The sequence below is a fragment of the Streptomyces roseolus genome (genome assembly GCF_014649855.1).
GTDB classification, from domain to species: Bacteria; Actinomycetota; Actinomycetes; order Streptomycetales; family Streptomycetaceae; genus Streptomyces; species Streptomyces roseolus.
The window spans coordinates 83,497-96,954 of the sequence record NZ_BMTV01000023.1; the positions used below are offsets into that span (position 1 = coordinate 83,497).

Sequence of the window (13,458 nt, forward strand, 5' to 3'; positions counted from 1 at the left end):
GGCCATGGTGGGGCTTCCTTCTCAGAACCTCTACTGAAGATAGTCCTTCCGCTTTCCTCGCCCCCCTTTTTTCGTTCCGCGCGGGCCGCGGTCCTTCCGAGGACCGCGGCCCGTCGCGCGTGCCGGGGTCACACCGCGTCGGCGAGGACCAGGGAGTGGATGCGGTCCGGGGCGCCGGGGCGGGCGTAGTACCAGCCCTGGGCGGTGTCGCAGCCGATCTCCCGGAGGCGTTCGGCCTGGGCGGCGGTCTCCACCCCCTCGACGGTGACGGCGAGTTCGAGGCTGTGGGCGAGGGAGACGATGCCCTCGACGATCTTCAGGTCGACGGGGTCCACCGGGTGCTGCTGCATGCCGCGGGTGAAGGAGCGGTCGAGCTTGAGGACGCTGACCGGCAGCCGGCGCAGGTTGGCGAGGTTGGAGTAGCCGGTGCCGAAGTCGTCGAGGGCGATGTCGACGCCCATCTCGGCGAGCTGGCGCAGCGGTTTCAGCAGGTCCTCGTCGGCGCCGATCAGGGCGGACTCGGTGACCTCCAGGCAGAGCGCGCCCGGTGCGAGGCCGGCGCGCTCCAGGACGTCGACGGTGTCGGCGACCAGCCGGGGATGGTGGAGCTGGGTCGGCGACAGGTTGACGTTGATGCGGAGCGGGTTGCCGGCCGTGGGGTTGTCGAGCTGCCAGGAGCGTGCCTGGCGGACGGCCTCCTGGAGGACCCAGCGCCCGAGCGGGACGATCAGGCCGGTGTCCTCGGCGAGCGGGATGAAGCGGTCGGGGCCGAGGACGCCGTGCTGCGGGTGGCTCCAGCGGACGAGGGCCTCGGCGCCGTGGACGCTGCCGTCGTCGAGGTGGACGAGCGGCTGGTACTCGATGAAGAACTCGCCGCGTTCCAGGGCGGTCGGCAGGGCGGTGGTGAGGCCGTGCCGGGTGATGGCGCGGGCGTCCGCCTCGGGGTCGGCGCGCTCGAAGCGGTTGCCGCCCGCGGACTTGGCCCGGTACATGGTGATGTCGGCGCTGCGCAGCACCTCGGCGGCGGTGCGTTCGCCGGCCGGTCCTTCGACGACGCCGAGGCTGCCGCGGACGGTCAGCTCGCGTCCGTCGACGCCGACGGGGGTGGAGAGGGCGGCGAGAATGCGGTCGGCGAGGGCGACCGCGTCGCCCTCGCCCTCGGTGCCGGTGGTGAGGGCGACGAACTCGTCGCCGCCGAGCCGGGCGACCATCTCGCCGGGGCCGGTGGCGCAGGCCTGGAGCCGGTCGGCGACCTCGACGAGGAGCCGGTCGCCGACGGAGTGGCCGAGGCTGTCGTTGATGGCCTTGAAGCCGTCGAGGTCGAGGTAGCAGAGGGCGAAGCGGGCGTCGTCGCCGCCGGTGGCGGGGGCGACGGCCTTCTCCAGGCGCTCGAAGAAGAGCGTCCGGTTGGGGAGCCCGGTGAGGGCGTCGTGGGTGGCCTCGTACCGCAGGCGCAGGTGGAGCAGGCGCCGTTCGGTGATGTCCTCCATGAGGGCGAGCTGGTACTGGGGGCGGCCCTCGGCGTCGCGGAGCAGGGAGACGGTGAGGTTGGTCCACAGCACGGTGCCGTCGCCGCGGTAGTACGGCTTCTCCACCCGGTACTGCTCGCGTTCGCCGCGCACCAGCTCCTCGTAGAGCCGCCAGACGTGCGGGCCGTCCTCGGGGTGGACCCACTCGCTGACGTTGCGGCTGCGGACGTGCGCCTCGACGCCGCCGAACATGCGGGTCATGGTGTCGTTGATCTCGACGATGCGGCCTTCGAGGTCGGCGATGCCGATGCCGATGGCGGCGCCGTCGAAGACCGCCCGGAAGCGGCTCTCGGTGGCGTGCAGGGCGATCTCGGCGGCGCTGCGGGCGGCGAGCGCGGAGCGGGCGATGGCCTCCTGTTCCAGGCGGGTGCGCTCGCGCAGGGCCTGGGCGTAGCCGGTGGCCATGGCGTGCTGGAGGCGGGCGCAGCGGGCCCGCAGTTCCTCGGCGGCGAACGAGGGGTCCGTGCCGCAGTAGAGGACGAGGTACGAGTCGACGACGCCGAGGCTTCGGCCGAGGGCGTCCGGGTCGGTGCAGTGGGCGTCGACCAGGCCGGCGCCGGCCCGTTGGGCGGGGGCGGTGTCGAAGGGCCGGGCGAGCAGCGCCTCGCACAGCAGGCGCGCGAGCGGGAGGAGGTGGCCCTCGAACTCGGCGCGGGTGAGGGAGGTGGCGGTCACCGGGAAGATGGCCCGGCTCCAGATGGTGACGAACCGCCTGAGTCTGTCCTCCGGGCCGTCGGCTTCCGCGGTGGATCCGGACGGCTGCGACGGCACCTTCACGCCTTGCGCCCCACACCTGCGAAGCCGGAGAAGGCGTACGGGTCCTCCTCCTCGACCGGGCCGTCCGGCCGCCACAACGGCATGGAGACCAGGCCGGGTTCGACGGTCTCGGTGCCGTCGAAGAAGCGGGCGATCTCCTCCCGGGAGCGCATCACCAGCGGGCTGCGGGTGCTGCGGTAGACGTCGACGGTGCCGCTGGCCCGCTCCTGGTCGACGGGGATGCCCTCGTACGAGGCGTGGGTGACGACCAGGAGGCTGCCGGGGGCGAGCGCGTCGAGGAGTTCGGCGACGGCCTCGTGCGGGCGGTCGGCGTCCTCCAGGAAGTGCAGGACGGCGACGAGGAGCAGGGCCACCGGCCGGTCGAGGTCGAGGAGTCCGGTGAGCTCGGGGCTGTGGAGGATGTCGGCCGGCTTGCGGAGGTCGGCGGGGACGACGAGGGCGCCGTCGACGCCGTCCAGGACGGCCCGGCTGTGCGCGACCGCGACGGGATCGTGGTCGACGTAGACGATCCGGGCGGCGGGGTCGGCGGCCTGCGCGACCTCGTGCACGTTGCCGAAGGTCGGGATCCCGGAGCCGATGTCGAGGAACTGGGTGACGTCGTTGTCGACGGCGAAGCGGACGGCGCGGCGCATGAACGCCCGGTTCGCCTGCATGATCTTGGGGAGCCCCGGCAGGAACTCCATGGCCTTGCGGGCCGCTTCCCGGTCCACCTCGAAATTGTGCGAGCCGCCCAGATAGAAGTCGTACATACGGGACACGCTCGGTACCGAAATGTCGATACCCGGCGGAGCCCAGGCGGGACGCTCCATCAATGTCTCCAACAAGTCGCCATGGGGGATGCGGCCCCGTGTTCGCGGCCGTGTTCGAGGTGAGGCTACTGATCGCCCGCCGAGAGAGCGAGTAGAAACGGAAATTCGCGGTCCGTTCTTGGTCACACGCCTTTGGCACGTGCGTACGGAACGAAGATTTCACGCCTTCAGGCCGTGCACATTCACGTGCATATGGTCGTGCGCCGGCTCTCCGGCCCACCGCCGGGCGCCCGTTGCGCACCCCCGCACCCCTCCGTACCTCGGCGGTCGGTTCCCCGGCGCGCGGCCGCCGCCGAACGCGGTACCGCCCGGAGCGGATTCGCGGCAGGGCGACAACCGGACAGTTCTTCCACCAGGGGACCGGGACGGCTTCCGTCGGCCATTTCATGCCCCGGCGCACGCCCCCTCCACACCTGCTCCGACGGCCCTGTCCTTGCTCCGGATCGGGCAGTCCGCGGCAAAACGTCAAACCGGTGCATCTCAAGATCCCCACCATCCGGGGAATCAGGCGGGATTCGGGCCCCGGTTCGCCATCCATGTGTTCAAGCTCGTCGGCGTGTCTCTGTACGCATCACCTCTCACGCGGTCGCTGGCGGCCGCCGGCCTGGTGTGGCTGCTCGCCGCACCCGCGCCGGCGGCCGCCGACTCCTGCGCCTACGCCACCGTCGGGCCGAACGGCTCGCACACCTCGGTGGCGGTCGTCGGCCCGGACGCGTGCTCGCCGCCGCCCGAACCGACCGGACCGCCGAAGCCGACCAAGCCGCCGAAGCCGACCGAGCCGAAGCCGACCGCACCGCCTCGGCCGCCGGTGCCGCCCGAGCCGCCCGTACGGCCCGTACGGCCCGTGCCCAGGCCGCCGTCCGTCGACCCGGTGCCCGCGCCGCTGCTCCCGCCCGCCCCCTCCCCCGTACGGCCGCCCGCCGCCACCCCGGCACCGCGGCCGACGCCCGCCCCGCCGTCGCCCTCCCCCGCGCCCGCCGCCCCGGCGCCCGAGGCGCCGCCGGCCCCCGCGCCCCCGGCCCCGCCGCCCGCCCGCACGGCGGTGCCGCGCCCGGCCGCCGCACCGCCCGCCGCGCTGCCGCACTACAAGCGGACCAGCAGGCCCCAGCCCAAGAGCACCGCGTCACCCGTCACCACGATGCTCCTCATCACCGCGCCCGCCGTCCTCGCCACCGCGATCCTGCGCCCGCGCTCCTCCCGCTGATCCGGCCCCGGCCGCGGCACACCCCGCACCACCTCCCCATCCGACTCCCGTGAGGAAGACCGAACACCCATGTCCGAATGGCTCGTCCTGACCCTGGCGATGGCAGCGGCCTGCGCCGTCGTCCTGGCCATCGTCGTCATCAACCACCGGCGGATCCCCGCGGACGACGACCCCAGCGAGACCCCCGACGTCATCGAGTACATGACGATGATGATCGGCGTGATCTACGCGATCGTCCTCGGCCTCGCCATCGCCGGCGTGTGGGAGGCGCGCGGCGCCGCCCAGGAGGTGGCGCGGCAGGAGGCGCAGGCCATGCACGAGATCTCCGAACGCGTCGAGGTGTACCCGGCGACGGTGCGCGACCGGATCCGCGCCGACGTCGACGCGTACGTCACCTACGTGGTGGACGAGGAGTTCACGCGGCGGGCCGAGCAGGGCGGCACGACGCCGGAGGGCGACGCCCTGCTCCAGAAGCTCCGCCGGAGCGTCACCGACTACGAACCGGCCGACGACTTCGAGGGGCAGGCCTACCAGCCGCTGGTCGACCAGGTGATGGTCGCCGACGACGCCCGCGGCGCCCGCGGCCAGAGCGCCGGGGACACCATGCCGGGGGTCGTCTGGTTCGGCCTCATCATCGGCGCCCTGGTCTCGGTGGGGCTGATCTTCACCCTCCAGATCCGGCGCACCGGGCGCGAGCTGCTGCTCGCGGGCCTCTACAGCGCGCTGATCGCCTTCCTGCTCTTCCTGATCTGGGACTTCGACGCGCCGTACGGCCGCGGCCTGGCCGACTCCGCCGCGCCGTTCACCGATCTGTTCCCGCAGGTCACCGGCTGAGCGAGGGGGCGGAACTGGGCCGTCCGGGGGGCATTCGTGCCCCATTCGCGCGTCTGGGATCGCGGCTGTGGTAGTGCGCTCCTAGCGTTTCGGGCAACGAGGTGCACGCAGGCTCCATGCGGCCAATCCGCCGCGGCCGGCCCTCGGTACCCGGAGGAATCACCATGCGCGCGATACGTGCCGCGTCCACCGCCCTCCTCGGGGCGGTCGCCCTCGCCCTGGCCGCCCCCGTCACCGTCGCCTTCGCGGCCGACGGTGCGCCCGCGCCGAACCCGCGGGTGCGGGGCGCCAAGGCCCCGGGCGATTTCGTCGTCTCCCCCTCGCTCGTCTCCCCCGGCGGCCGGGTGACGCTCAGTGCCCCCGGCTGCTCCAGCACGGCGACGGCGACGGCCGGCGTCTTCGACACCGTCCAGATCGCCCCCGGTGCGTCGGTGACCGCCACCGTGGACGCGGACGCCAAGCGCGGCGCCGTGTACACGGTGGCGTTCAACTGCTCGGGCGGCGTGCAGGACACCGTGGACCTGACCATCAGCGGCCTCGCCACCCTCTCGCCCACCGCCCGCTCGACGGTGCTGCTCACCCCGCGCGGCGTGCAGGGCGGCCTCGGCGGCTCGCAGAGCTCCGTCGGACCGGGCACGCTGGCGGCCGGCACGGCCCTGGTGCTGGCGGCGGCGGCCGGTTCGGCCTACGCGATCCGGCGCCGCACGAGCCGGCGCCGGCACTGACGCGCCGACACCGGGCCGGGGCTCCGGCCCCGGGATCCGCGACGGGAGGCGCCGTGTGACAGCCCGCCGCCCCCGGATCCCTCACGGGACACGGGGGCGGCGGGCACGGCCGGCGGACCGGGAGGTTCGGCCGGTCAGGCGCCCGTGCCGTTCATGCGGCGGCGGAGGACGAAGACACCGCCGCCGAGCGCCGCCGCGGCGACCAGGCTGCCGCCGATGGCCATCTCGGTGGAGCTGGGCGCCAGCGAACCGCCGAGGCCGCCCTGGGCACCGCGGCCCGCGAGGACGCGGAACGGGTGCGTGACCACACGGGAGTTGTCGCTGCACTTGACGGCGAGGTTGTAGTTGCCGGGCGTCGCGTTGTTGTAGACGCGGGCGATGGCGCTGGACAGGCCGTTGGAGTTGACGGAGAGGTTGGTCTCCGGGAAGGCGTTGGACGTGACGGTGCCACCGTGGCCGCAACCCTTGGCGGTGATCGTGATCGTCGACCCCGCGTGGACGTCGTAGGGGCTGACCTGGACATTGCTGGGACCGTTGGTGGCGGCGGCGAGGGGCGCGGCCAGGCCGACCGCCGCGAACGCGGTGGCGGTCACCGCCAGAGTGCGTGCAGCACGCATGGTTGAACCTCCAGTGGAAGACGCCCCGAAGCGGTGCTCCGGGAGATTCGACGAGTACGCCTTCCATGACGAACCATCACAACTCGGGCACCTTCTTGCACCTCGGCACTGGGCCGGTCCGGTGAGCGCCGATGCCGCCGATCGAGTTGCGCGGGAGAACACAACCGCAGGTCAGGGGCGCGCGAAACGATTGTCCGACGAGTACTCGGATGGGTCAGCGGCCCGTCACCCGGGCCGACCAGCACGGCCCGGGGCCCCTCGTCTGCACGGTTCCTGACGGACCGTCGGCCGACGCGGGGGCCTTCCTCCGGCGCGTCGCCACCCGTACGGCTGCGGGAGGTGACCCGTTCGGGCCGTCCGGAGCGCGGGAACGCCCGGTCGCCCTTACCGTTCACACGTCGCCACGAAGGGAGAACCATGCCCCCGAAGGACTTCCGTGTCCCTGAGCGCAGGAGACGACAGCCGTGGGGCGTCCTGGCCCTCGCCATGCTGTCCGGGATCGCGATGATGCGCAACGGCGTGGACGTCGCCGGCGGCCCCCCGCAGCCGGCCGCCGCGGCCCGGCCGGTGGCGCGTCCGGTCGTCACCCCGCCCGCCGAGGCCTCGGCGGGCGTCCAGGCGCTGCCCTTCGCGCCCGCCTCGCGGGTCCGCATCCCGGCGATCGACGTCGCGGCCCCGGTGATGGACGTGGGGCTCGACGCGGAGGGCTGGGTGGCGGCCCCTCCCCCGCAGGACGCCAACCTCGCCGGCTGGTACCAGAACGGCATCGCGCCCGGCCAGCGCGGCACCGCGGTGATCGTCGGGCACGTCGACAACAACAGCGGCCCCGCGGTCTTCTACGGCCTCGGCTCCCTGGAGAAGGGCCAGCACGTCGAGGTCGAGCGGTACGACGGACGGGTGGCGGTCTTCGAGATCTACGGCGTCGAGGTCTACTCCAAGCAGGACTTCCCCGGCCCCCAGGTCTACGGGGACACCGGCCACCCGGAGCTCCGGGTGATCACCTGTGGCGGCGGCTACACCCGCGCCAACGGATACGACGGCAACGTGGTCGTCTACGCGCGGATGGTCGGCTCCCGCTGAGCCGTCGGTACGCGCGGAGCAGGCCCGAGGACACACCCGGGGCCTCGTTCGGACGCGCGGAGCGGGCCCCTGGTGCCCCGGGGCCCGCTCCGCGCGCGGGACGGTACACCTAGGGCTGCCGCGTCATGCCCCGGACGTCCTGGGCGATGTCCTCCAGGACGGCCCTGGGGTCGGCGGAGGGGGCGACGGCCTTGCCGATGTTCCGCTTGATCAGGTCGCTGGCCTGGAGCCACGACGGTTCGTTGACCGGGTAGAGCTCGGCGCCGCGCAGCGCGTCGAGGAAGGGGGCGTCGCGCGGGTCCGTCGCGTCCTTGGACGCCTGGTTCGCCGTGACCGTCGAGGGCAGCAGGTGGTAGCGGTCGGCGAACTCGTTGAGGTTCTTGTCCTCGTAGACGAACTCCAGGAAGGAGCCCACGAGTTCACGGTTGCCGTCCCGCTTGAAGGCCATCATCCAGTCGGCGACGCCCGCCGCCGGCGGTGCCTGCCTCTCCTCCAGCGTGTCGGAGACCGGCATGCTGAGCGTGCCGACCTTGATGCCCTTGGCCCTCGCCTCGTGCAGGAGCGAGGGGTAGCCGTTGAGCATGCCCACCTGGCCGCGGAGGAAGGCGGCGAAAGCGTCCCGCCGGTTGAGTTCGCCCGGCGGGACCGGACCGGTCAGACCGGGCGCGACCAGGTTCTCCTTGATCCAGCGGAAGGTCTGGGTGTTCTGCTCGGAGGCTATGTCGTAGCCGCCGTAGCTGCCCGCGTAGCCGCCCCCGTTGCTCAGCTGCCAGATCAGGGCCTCGGCGTGCGCCTCCTCGGGGCCCAGCGGCAGGGCGTACGGATAGGCCACGCCCTCCTCCTTCAGCTTGCCGGCCGCTTCCCGGAGGTCGGACCAGGTGCGGGGCGGCTCCGCTCCGGCCTCGTCGAACAGCGTCTCGTTGTAGAACAGCAGCCTGCTGCTGGCCACGAACGGCAGGCCGTAGAGGGTGTTGTCGACCGTACCGGCTTCGGCGAGCGGCGGCAGGAAGTTGGCCTCGGCCCTGATCGACAGCAGCTCTCCGGCGGCGTAGAGGCGGCCCTGCGCCGCGAAGTCCGAGTACGCGCCCATCAGGGCCACGTCTGGGGCGTCGCCCTCCTCGACCATGCGGGTGACCTCACGGTCCACGTCGTCCCACGGATGGAGCGTCACCTCGACCTCCGTGCCGGGGTGGGCGGCGGTGAAGGCGGCGGTCAGCTTGTCCCAGTAGGCCTGGGAGCTGTTCGCCGGGCCGGAGCCGTACTCGGCGGCCACCAGGCGCAGCGTCCTCCCGTCGCCGTCCGCGGAGGAGCCGCAGGCGGTGACGAGAGGGCCCAGCAGGCCGAGCGCGGCCACGCAGGCGGTCGCGCCGAAGAGTCTTGGTCGCACGGATTTTCCTCTTTGCTTTTGGACAGGGTGTCCGGAATTCTGCCCTGGCTCGGGGCATCTGGGGCCCCGCACCGACAGGTTGTGGCCCTTGCTCCAACCGTGCCGCCCGGGCCTGGTGCCTTCGACCAGACGATGGTCCGGACCGCACCGGGGCCGGTCTCGACCGAAAGAGGGCGGGGGCCGGTTCGGGCGGCCCCGGTCTTCGCGGACCGGAACACCGAACGCGGCCCCCTGAGGACTCCTGGAGCACCTGGAGCGCGGCCGTCAGCGGCGGGGCACGGTGATCGTGTACCCGGCGTCGAGGAGCGCGGGCAGATAGCGGCGCAGCGCCGTGACGCTCTGCGAGCGGTTCCCGCCGGCGTCGTGCGAGAGGACGATGACGCCGGGTCCGGCGCCGTCGAGGACCCGGCGGACGATGGTGCCGCTGCCGGGCTCCTTCCAGTCCAGGGTGTCCACGGTCCACGCGAGCGGCTCCATGCCCAGCTCGGCACCGATCTCGAAGGAGTGCCGGTTCCAGGCGCCGTAGGGGGCCCGGTACCAGACCGGCGCGGCGCCGAGGGCGCGCTCCACCACCTCGCTGGTGGAGCCGAGTTCGTCCCGGATGCGGGAGGGCCGCAGCCTGGGCACCAGGGGGTGCGACCAGGAGTGGTTGCCGACCACGTGCCCGTCGTCGGCCATCTCCCGCAGCAGGTCCTGGTTCTCCACGGCCATCTCGCCGCAGACGAAGAACATCGCCCGGCAGTCGTGGCGGCGCAGGGTCTCCAGGATGGCCGGGGTGTAGCGGGGGTCGGGGCCGTCGTCGAAGGTGAGGACCATCGAGCGGCCCACGTCGCTCAGCGAGAGGAAGGGCCGCCGGCGGACCGGCGGCAGTGCCCGGGGCCGGGCGGCGGGGACGTACGCGGTCATGGGCTGGAGCCGGTACGCGGAGGGGCGCAGCCGGGGCGCGGCGGCCGGCGGTCCCGCGGCGGGCGGACCCGCGGCTCCGGGCCCGCCCGGCGGCGGGGCCGCGGTGTCGTCGAGGGCTCCGAGCCGGTCGACGGCGAGCGCCCCGGCGGTGACGGTGACACCGAGGGCGGCGGCCAGGCGCAGTACCGACCTCCGACCGATGGGCAGCTGATCGTTTTTCATGACCAATGGTTCGTACGGGGAGGGTGCCGGGCCCCTCACCGACACCGGGCCGCCCGCCGAATGCACCCGTTGGGCCGATGCCCCGGAGGGCCGGCCCCCTCACCGGGGGCGGCGGGCCACGGGGTCACGGGGTCACGGGGTCACTTGCCCAGGGTCAGGCCGTCCTTGTCGGCGCCCCGGCCGAGGACGACCTGGCGGATCGTCTCGCGGATGCCGGGGTGGCGGGGGTCGGAGCCGTCGGCGGCGCCGAGGTTCACGATCCGGCCGCGGCCGGTGTCGAACCACTGGGGCAGGAACTCGGCCTTGGTGACCTCCCAGCGGGCGCCCGGCTTCTTCGGCGGGGCGAAGGTGAAGCGGCCGATGCTGCTCTGGTTGCCGCGCGGGTCGAAGGCGCCCTGGTGGTTGATCATGTCGCCGGCGATCTGGTCGCCCATGCCGTAGATCACCCAGGTGCCGTTGACCTTCTCGTAGGCCTGGGGCACGTGGGCGTGTGTGCCCAGCAGAAGATCCACGTCGGGGCGGCCCCCGGTGGCGGAGGCGGTGAGCGCGCGGGCGAGGGCGAGCTGGCGCTCGTCGGGCTCGGTCTGCCATTCGGTGCCCCAGTGGACGCTGACCACGACGACGTCGGCGCCCGCGGCGCGGGCCGCGCGGGCGTCGGCGATCACCTTGGACTCGTCGAGCAGGTTCACCGCCCAGGGCTTGCCCTCGGGGAGCGGGTAGCCGTTGGTGTCGTAGGTGTAGGCGAGCTGGGCGACGGTGGCGCCGCCGGCCTCGAGAAGGGTGGGCCGGGCGGCCTCGGCGGCGGTGCGGGCCGAGCCCGCGTGCTTCACCCCGGCCGCGTCGAGGGCGTCGAGGGTGCGGCCGAGACCGGCGGCGCCGTCGTCGAGGGTGTGGTTGGAGGCCGTGGAGCAGGAGTCGTAGCCGGTGGCCTTGAGGGCGGCGGCGATCTCGGGCGGGGACTTGAAGGCGGGATAGCCGGTGTAGGGCCCGCCGTCCTTCCCGTACACGGTCTCCATGTGGCAGATGGCCAGGTCGGCGCCGGAGACGACCGGCTTCGCGCCGGCGAGCATGGGGCGGAAGTCGTATCCGTCGCCGCCCGCGTCCGCGGCGGCCCTGCGGATGATCGAGTCGTGCGGGAGGACGTCGCCCGAGGCCACCAGGGTGAAGCCGGCCGGCTTCGGGGCCGGGGCGGCCGGGCGGGGGGCGGTGGAGCCGCCGGACGAGCCGCCCGGGGGCGGGGCGCCGCCGCCGGTGCCGTTCTGGCTGCACGCGGCGACGACGGCGAGCAGGGAGCCGGCGAGGACGGTGGAGCCGGCCCGGACGAGTCGGGCGCGTACGGGTCGGGCGCCTGCGGGTCTGGTGCCTGCGGTCATGACGACTGCCACCCCGATCATAGGAAGAACATGTGTTCTGCCGAATTGACCTTTCGGGCGACCCCCCGTCAAGGCACGCGGCCGGGGCGGAGCGCGAACCCCACCGAATCGGACGTACGACCGTCACTCGACCGCTCGCCGTGCCATTCGCCGCTCGTTCCGACCGTTCGCCGCAGACCGTTGTCCGTTCCCTGTCCACGTCCGCCCGGATGCGTTCGTATACGGCGCGGACGACGAACCGCTGAGCGGGCGGGGAAGGGTGGCACCGATGACGACGGCGACGATGACGACGACGGCCGCACGGGCGGGAACGGCGAAGGCGACGACGGGCGCGGCGACGACCGACGAGCGGACGCTCCAGGAGCTCCAGCGGGAGCACGGGCCGGCCCTGCTCTCCTTCCTCCTGGGCCTCACCTACGGGGACCGCCAGCGCGCCGAGGACCTCGTCCAGGAGACCCTGGTCCGGGCCTGGCTCCACCCCGAGGCGTTCAGCGGCGCCTACGCCTCGATGCGGCCCTGGCTCTTCACCGTGGCCCGCCGTCTCGCCATCGACGCCCGCCGCTCCCGGCTCGCCCGCCCCGCCGAGATCGGCGACGGGGTGCTCGCGGTGACCCCCGACCCCTCGGACGCCACCGAGTCCGCCGACGCGGCGCTCGACGTCCGGGCGGCGGTACGGGGCCTGAGCCCGGAACACCGGGCGGTGCTGGTCCGGCTCTACTTCGACGGGCTCACCGTCAACGAGGCCGCCGCCTCCCTCGGGATCCCGGCCGGCACGGTCAAGTCCCGCTCGCACTACGCCCTGCGGCAGCTGGGGCGCTCGCTGCCCGGCTACCGGCCGCGGCACGGCTCCGTTGCCCGGCCGCGGGCCGCGGCCGCACAATGACGCCGTGACGCACACCGACGCCGTGACGCTGCCCGACACCCCGCCGCTGACGCCCGCCGGGGCCGAGAAGATCCTCGCCGACAACTTCGCCCCCTGGGTCCTGGACCTGGGGCTCAAGGTCGACTCCGTCGACGGCCACGAGGCCGTCCTGCGGCTCCCGTGGTCCGACCGGCTGGCGCGCGAGGGCGGCGGGATCTCCGGCCAGGCCCTGATGGCGGCGGCCGACACGGCGACCGTGATCGCCGTCTCGGCGGCCCGCGGCGGCTTCGTCCCGATGACGACCGTCCAGCAGTCCACCAGCTTCCAGCGGGCGGTCCTCGGCGCCGACGTCCTGGTCCGCGCCCGCCTCACCAAGCTGGGGAAGCGGATGGCCTTCGCCGACATCACGATGACCGCCGAGGGCACCGCCGAACCGGCCGCCCACGCGACCGCGGTCTACGCCCTGCTCGGCTGAGCCCGCGCCCCTCGTCCCTCCCGCACCACCGGCCCCCGGGGCACCGATCCGGCCGGGGAACGTATCCGAAACCACACCGGCGAGTTGAGCAAAGCGGTCCACGCGGACGCCCCGGGCGGAGGAAGCTCTGCACGGGGCCCCGGAAACCGCGGGTCCCCGACGTCCGGGAGAAGGTGGGAGCGTTGCCGCCCGAGAGCACGAACGGCGCCGGCCGCAGGAACGGCGGGGGCCTCGCCGTTCCGATGGCCTGGCTGTGCGCCGAGTATCTGGCCGACCAGTACCTCACCGCGGCCGGCCTCGCCGAGCCCGGCTCGCTGGAGCACCGCGCCGCGCTGCGGGCGCTGGCCCTGACGGTCCACCTGTCCGGGGAACCCGCGGCCGACGCCTGGCTGCGGCACACCGTCCACGAGGCCGGCTGGCCGGACTGGGTGGAGGAACGGCTCGCCGCCGAGGCCGCCGAGGACCCCGACGGCGCGGATCTGGTGCTCGCCCGCGGCGCCTGGACGGCGCTGCGGGAGACCTGGGTGCACGCCGCCGACCTGGACGGCGCGCCCGGGCCGGGCACGGCGCCGGCGGTCGACGAGGCGGCCCGGACCTGGCTGCCCGCCTGGCGGTTGGGCCTCCCGCTCGCCCATCTCGCCGTCTGGCTCGCCTGATC

General features: G+C 73.7%; 13 protein-coding genes. 7 read left to right on the forward strand and 6 right to left on the reverse strand.

What is annotated here, in order from left to right:
* Nucleotides 1-128: 128 nt before the first annotated feature.
* On the reverse strand, nucleotides 129-2,306 hold the full coding sequence (locus IE245_RS25820) for a putative bifunctional diguanylate cyclase/phosphodiesterase (RefSeq protein WP_189951669.1): 2,178 nt from the start codon (nucleotides 2,304-2,306) through the stop codon (nucleotides 129-131).
* Nucleotides 2,303-3,115, reverse strand: coding sequence for an SAM-dependent methyltransferase (locus IE245_RS25825; RefSeq protein ID WP_189951671.1), 813 nt, complete (start codon nucleotides 3,113-3,115; stop codon nucleotides 2,303-2,305). Before IE245_RS25825 ends, IE245_RS25820 begins: the two co-directional genes overlap by 4 nt.
* 556 nt (nucleotides 3,116-3,671) lie before the next feature.
* Between IE245_RS25825 and IE245_RS25830 the strand changes: the two genes are divergently transcribed.
* From IE245_RS25830 to IE245_RS25840, 3 genes are all read left to right on the forward strand, one after another.
* Complete coding sequence (locus IE245_RS25830; RefSeq protein WP_189951774.1) at nucleotides 3,672-4,319, forward strand: hypothetical protein; 648 nt, start codon at nucleotides 3,672-3,674, stop codon at nucleotides 4,317-4,319.
* A gap of 69 nt (nucleotides 4,320-4,388) precedes the next feature.
* Complete coding sequence (locus IE245_RS25835; protein ID WP_189951673.1) at nucleotides 4,389-5,153, forward strand: bestrophin-like domain; 765 nt, start codon at nucleotides 4,389-4,391, stop codon at nucleotides 5,151-5,153.
* A gap of 164 nt (nucleotides 5,154-5,317) precedes the next feature.
* Nucleotides 5,318-5,878 carry a hypothetical protein gene (locus IE245_RS25840; RefSeq protein ID WP_189951675.1) on the forward strand — a complete coding sequence of 187 codons (561 nt, stop codon included), beginning with the start codon at nucleotides 5,318-5,320 and terminating at the stop codon, nucleotides 5,876-5,878.
* 134 nt (nucleotides 5,879-6,012) lie between these two features.
* Here the strand turns inward: IE245_RS25840 and IE245_RS25845 are convergent, their stop codons facing one another.
* Nucleotides 6,013-6,495: a hypothetical protein gene (locus IE245_RS25845; RefSeq protein WP_189951677.1), complete on the reverse strand. Its 483-nt coding sequence runs from the start codon at nucleotides 6,493-6,495 to the stop codon at nucleotides 6,013-6,015.
* Between the two features lie 417 nt (nucleotides 6,496-6,912).
* On the opposite strand from IE245_RS25845, the gene IE245_RS25850 reads away from it, so the two are divergent.
* The gene (locus tag IE245_RS25850) at nucleotides 6,913-7,575 is read left to right on the forward strand and encodes a class F sortase (protein ID WP_189951679.1); all 663 of its coding nucleotides are present in this window, start codon (nucleotides 6,913-6,915) and stop codon (nucleotides 7,573-7,575) included.
* 109 nt (nucleotides 7,576-7,684) lie between these two features.
* Here the strand turns inward: IE245_RS25850 and IE245_RS25855 are convergent, their stop codons facing one another.
* The 3 genes from IE245_RS25855 to IE245_RS25865 form a co-directional block, all read right to left on the reverse strand.
* A complete protein-coding gene (locus IE245_RS25855; protein WP_189951681.1) occupies nucleotides 7,685-8,962 on the reverse strand; it encodes an extracellular solute-binding protein in 1,278 nt (425 codons plus the stop codon).
* Nucleotides 8,963-9,226: 264 nt separating this feature from the next.
* A complete protein-coding gene (locus tag IE245_RS25860) occupies nucleotides 9,227-10,090 on the reverse strand; it encodes a polysaccharide deacetylase family protein (protein ID WP_189951683.1) in 864 nt (287 codons plus the stop codon).
* Nucleotides 10,091-10,230: 140 nt separating this feature from the next.
* Nucleotides 10,231-11,463 carry a CapA family protein gene (locus tag IE245_RS25865; RefSeq protein WP_229851502.1) on the reverse strand — a complete coding sequence of 411 codons (1,233 nt, stop codon included), beginning with the start codon at nucleotides 11,461-11,463 and terminating at the stop codon, nucleotides 10,231-10,233.
* Between the two features lie 283 nt (nucleotides 11,464-11,746).
* Here IE245_RS25865 and IE245_RS25870 point away from each other — a divergent pair, with 283 nt between their 5' ends.
* The 3 genes from IE245_RS25870 (at nucleotide 11,747) to IE245_RS25880 (ending at nucleotide 13,456) form a co-directional block, all read left to right on the forward strand.
* Nucleotides 11,747-12,346 (forward strand): sigma-70 family RNA polymerase sigma factor, encoded by a 600-nt coding sequence (locus tag IE245_RS25870; RefSeq protein WP_189951763.1) that lies wholly within the window; start codon nucleotides 11,747-11,749, stop codon nucleotides 12,344-12,346.
* 4 nt (nucleotides 12,347-12,350) lie between these two features.
* Entirely contained in the window at nucleotides 12,351-12,800 is a 450-nt protein-coding gene (locus tag IE245_RS25875; RefSeq protein WP_229851503.1) for a PaaI family thioesterase, read from the forward strand.
* A gap of 173 nt (nucleotides 12,801-12,973) precedes the next feature.
* Nucleotides 12,974-13,456 (forward strand): hypothetical protein, encoded by a 483-nt coding sequence (locus tag IE245_RS25880; RefSeq protein WP_373305394.1) that lies wholly within the window; start codon nucleotides 12,974-12,976, stop codon nucleotides 13,454-13,456.
* The last annotated feature ends 2 nt before the right edge of the window (nucleotides 13,457-13,458 follow it).

What these genes read in the sequence shown, in the direction of transcription:
- IE245_RS25850 (WP_189951679.1), top strand. Translation starts at nt 6,913, where the DNA reads ATGCCCCCGAAGGACTTCCGTGTCCCTGAGCGCAGGAGACGACAGCCG.
- IE245_RS25860 (WP_189951683.1), bottom strand. Translation starts at nt 10,090, where the DNA reads ATGAAAAACGATCAGCTGCCCATCGGTCGGAGGTCGGTACTGCGCCTG.
- IE245_RS25835 (WP_189951673.1), top strand. Translation starts at nt 4,389, where the DNA reads ATGTCCGAATGGCTCGTCCTGACCCTGGCGATGGCAGCGGCCTGCGCC.
- IE245_RS25825 (WP_189951671.1), bottom strand. Translation starts at nt 3,115, where the DNA reads ATGGAGCGTCCCGCCTGGGCTCCGCCGGGTATCGACATTTCGGTACCG.
- IE245_RS25840 (WP_189951675.1), top strand. Translation starts at nt 5,318, where the DNA reads ATGCGCGCGATACGTGCCGCGTCCACCGCCCTCCTCGGGGCGGTCGCC.
- IE245_RS25845 (WP_189951677.1), bottom strand. Translation starts at nt 6,495, where the DNA reads ATGCGTGCTGCACGCACTCTGGCGGTGACCGCCACCGCGTTCGCGGCG.
- IE245_RS25865 (WP_229851502.1), bottom strand. Translation starts at nt 11,463, where the DNA reads ATGACCGCAGGCACCAGACCCGCAGGCGCCCGACCCGTACGCGCCCGA.
- IE245_RS25870 (WP_189951763.1), top strand. Translation starts at nt 11,747, where the DNA reads ATGACGACGACGGCCGCACGGGCGGGAACGGCGAAGGCGACGACGGGC.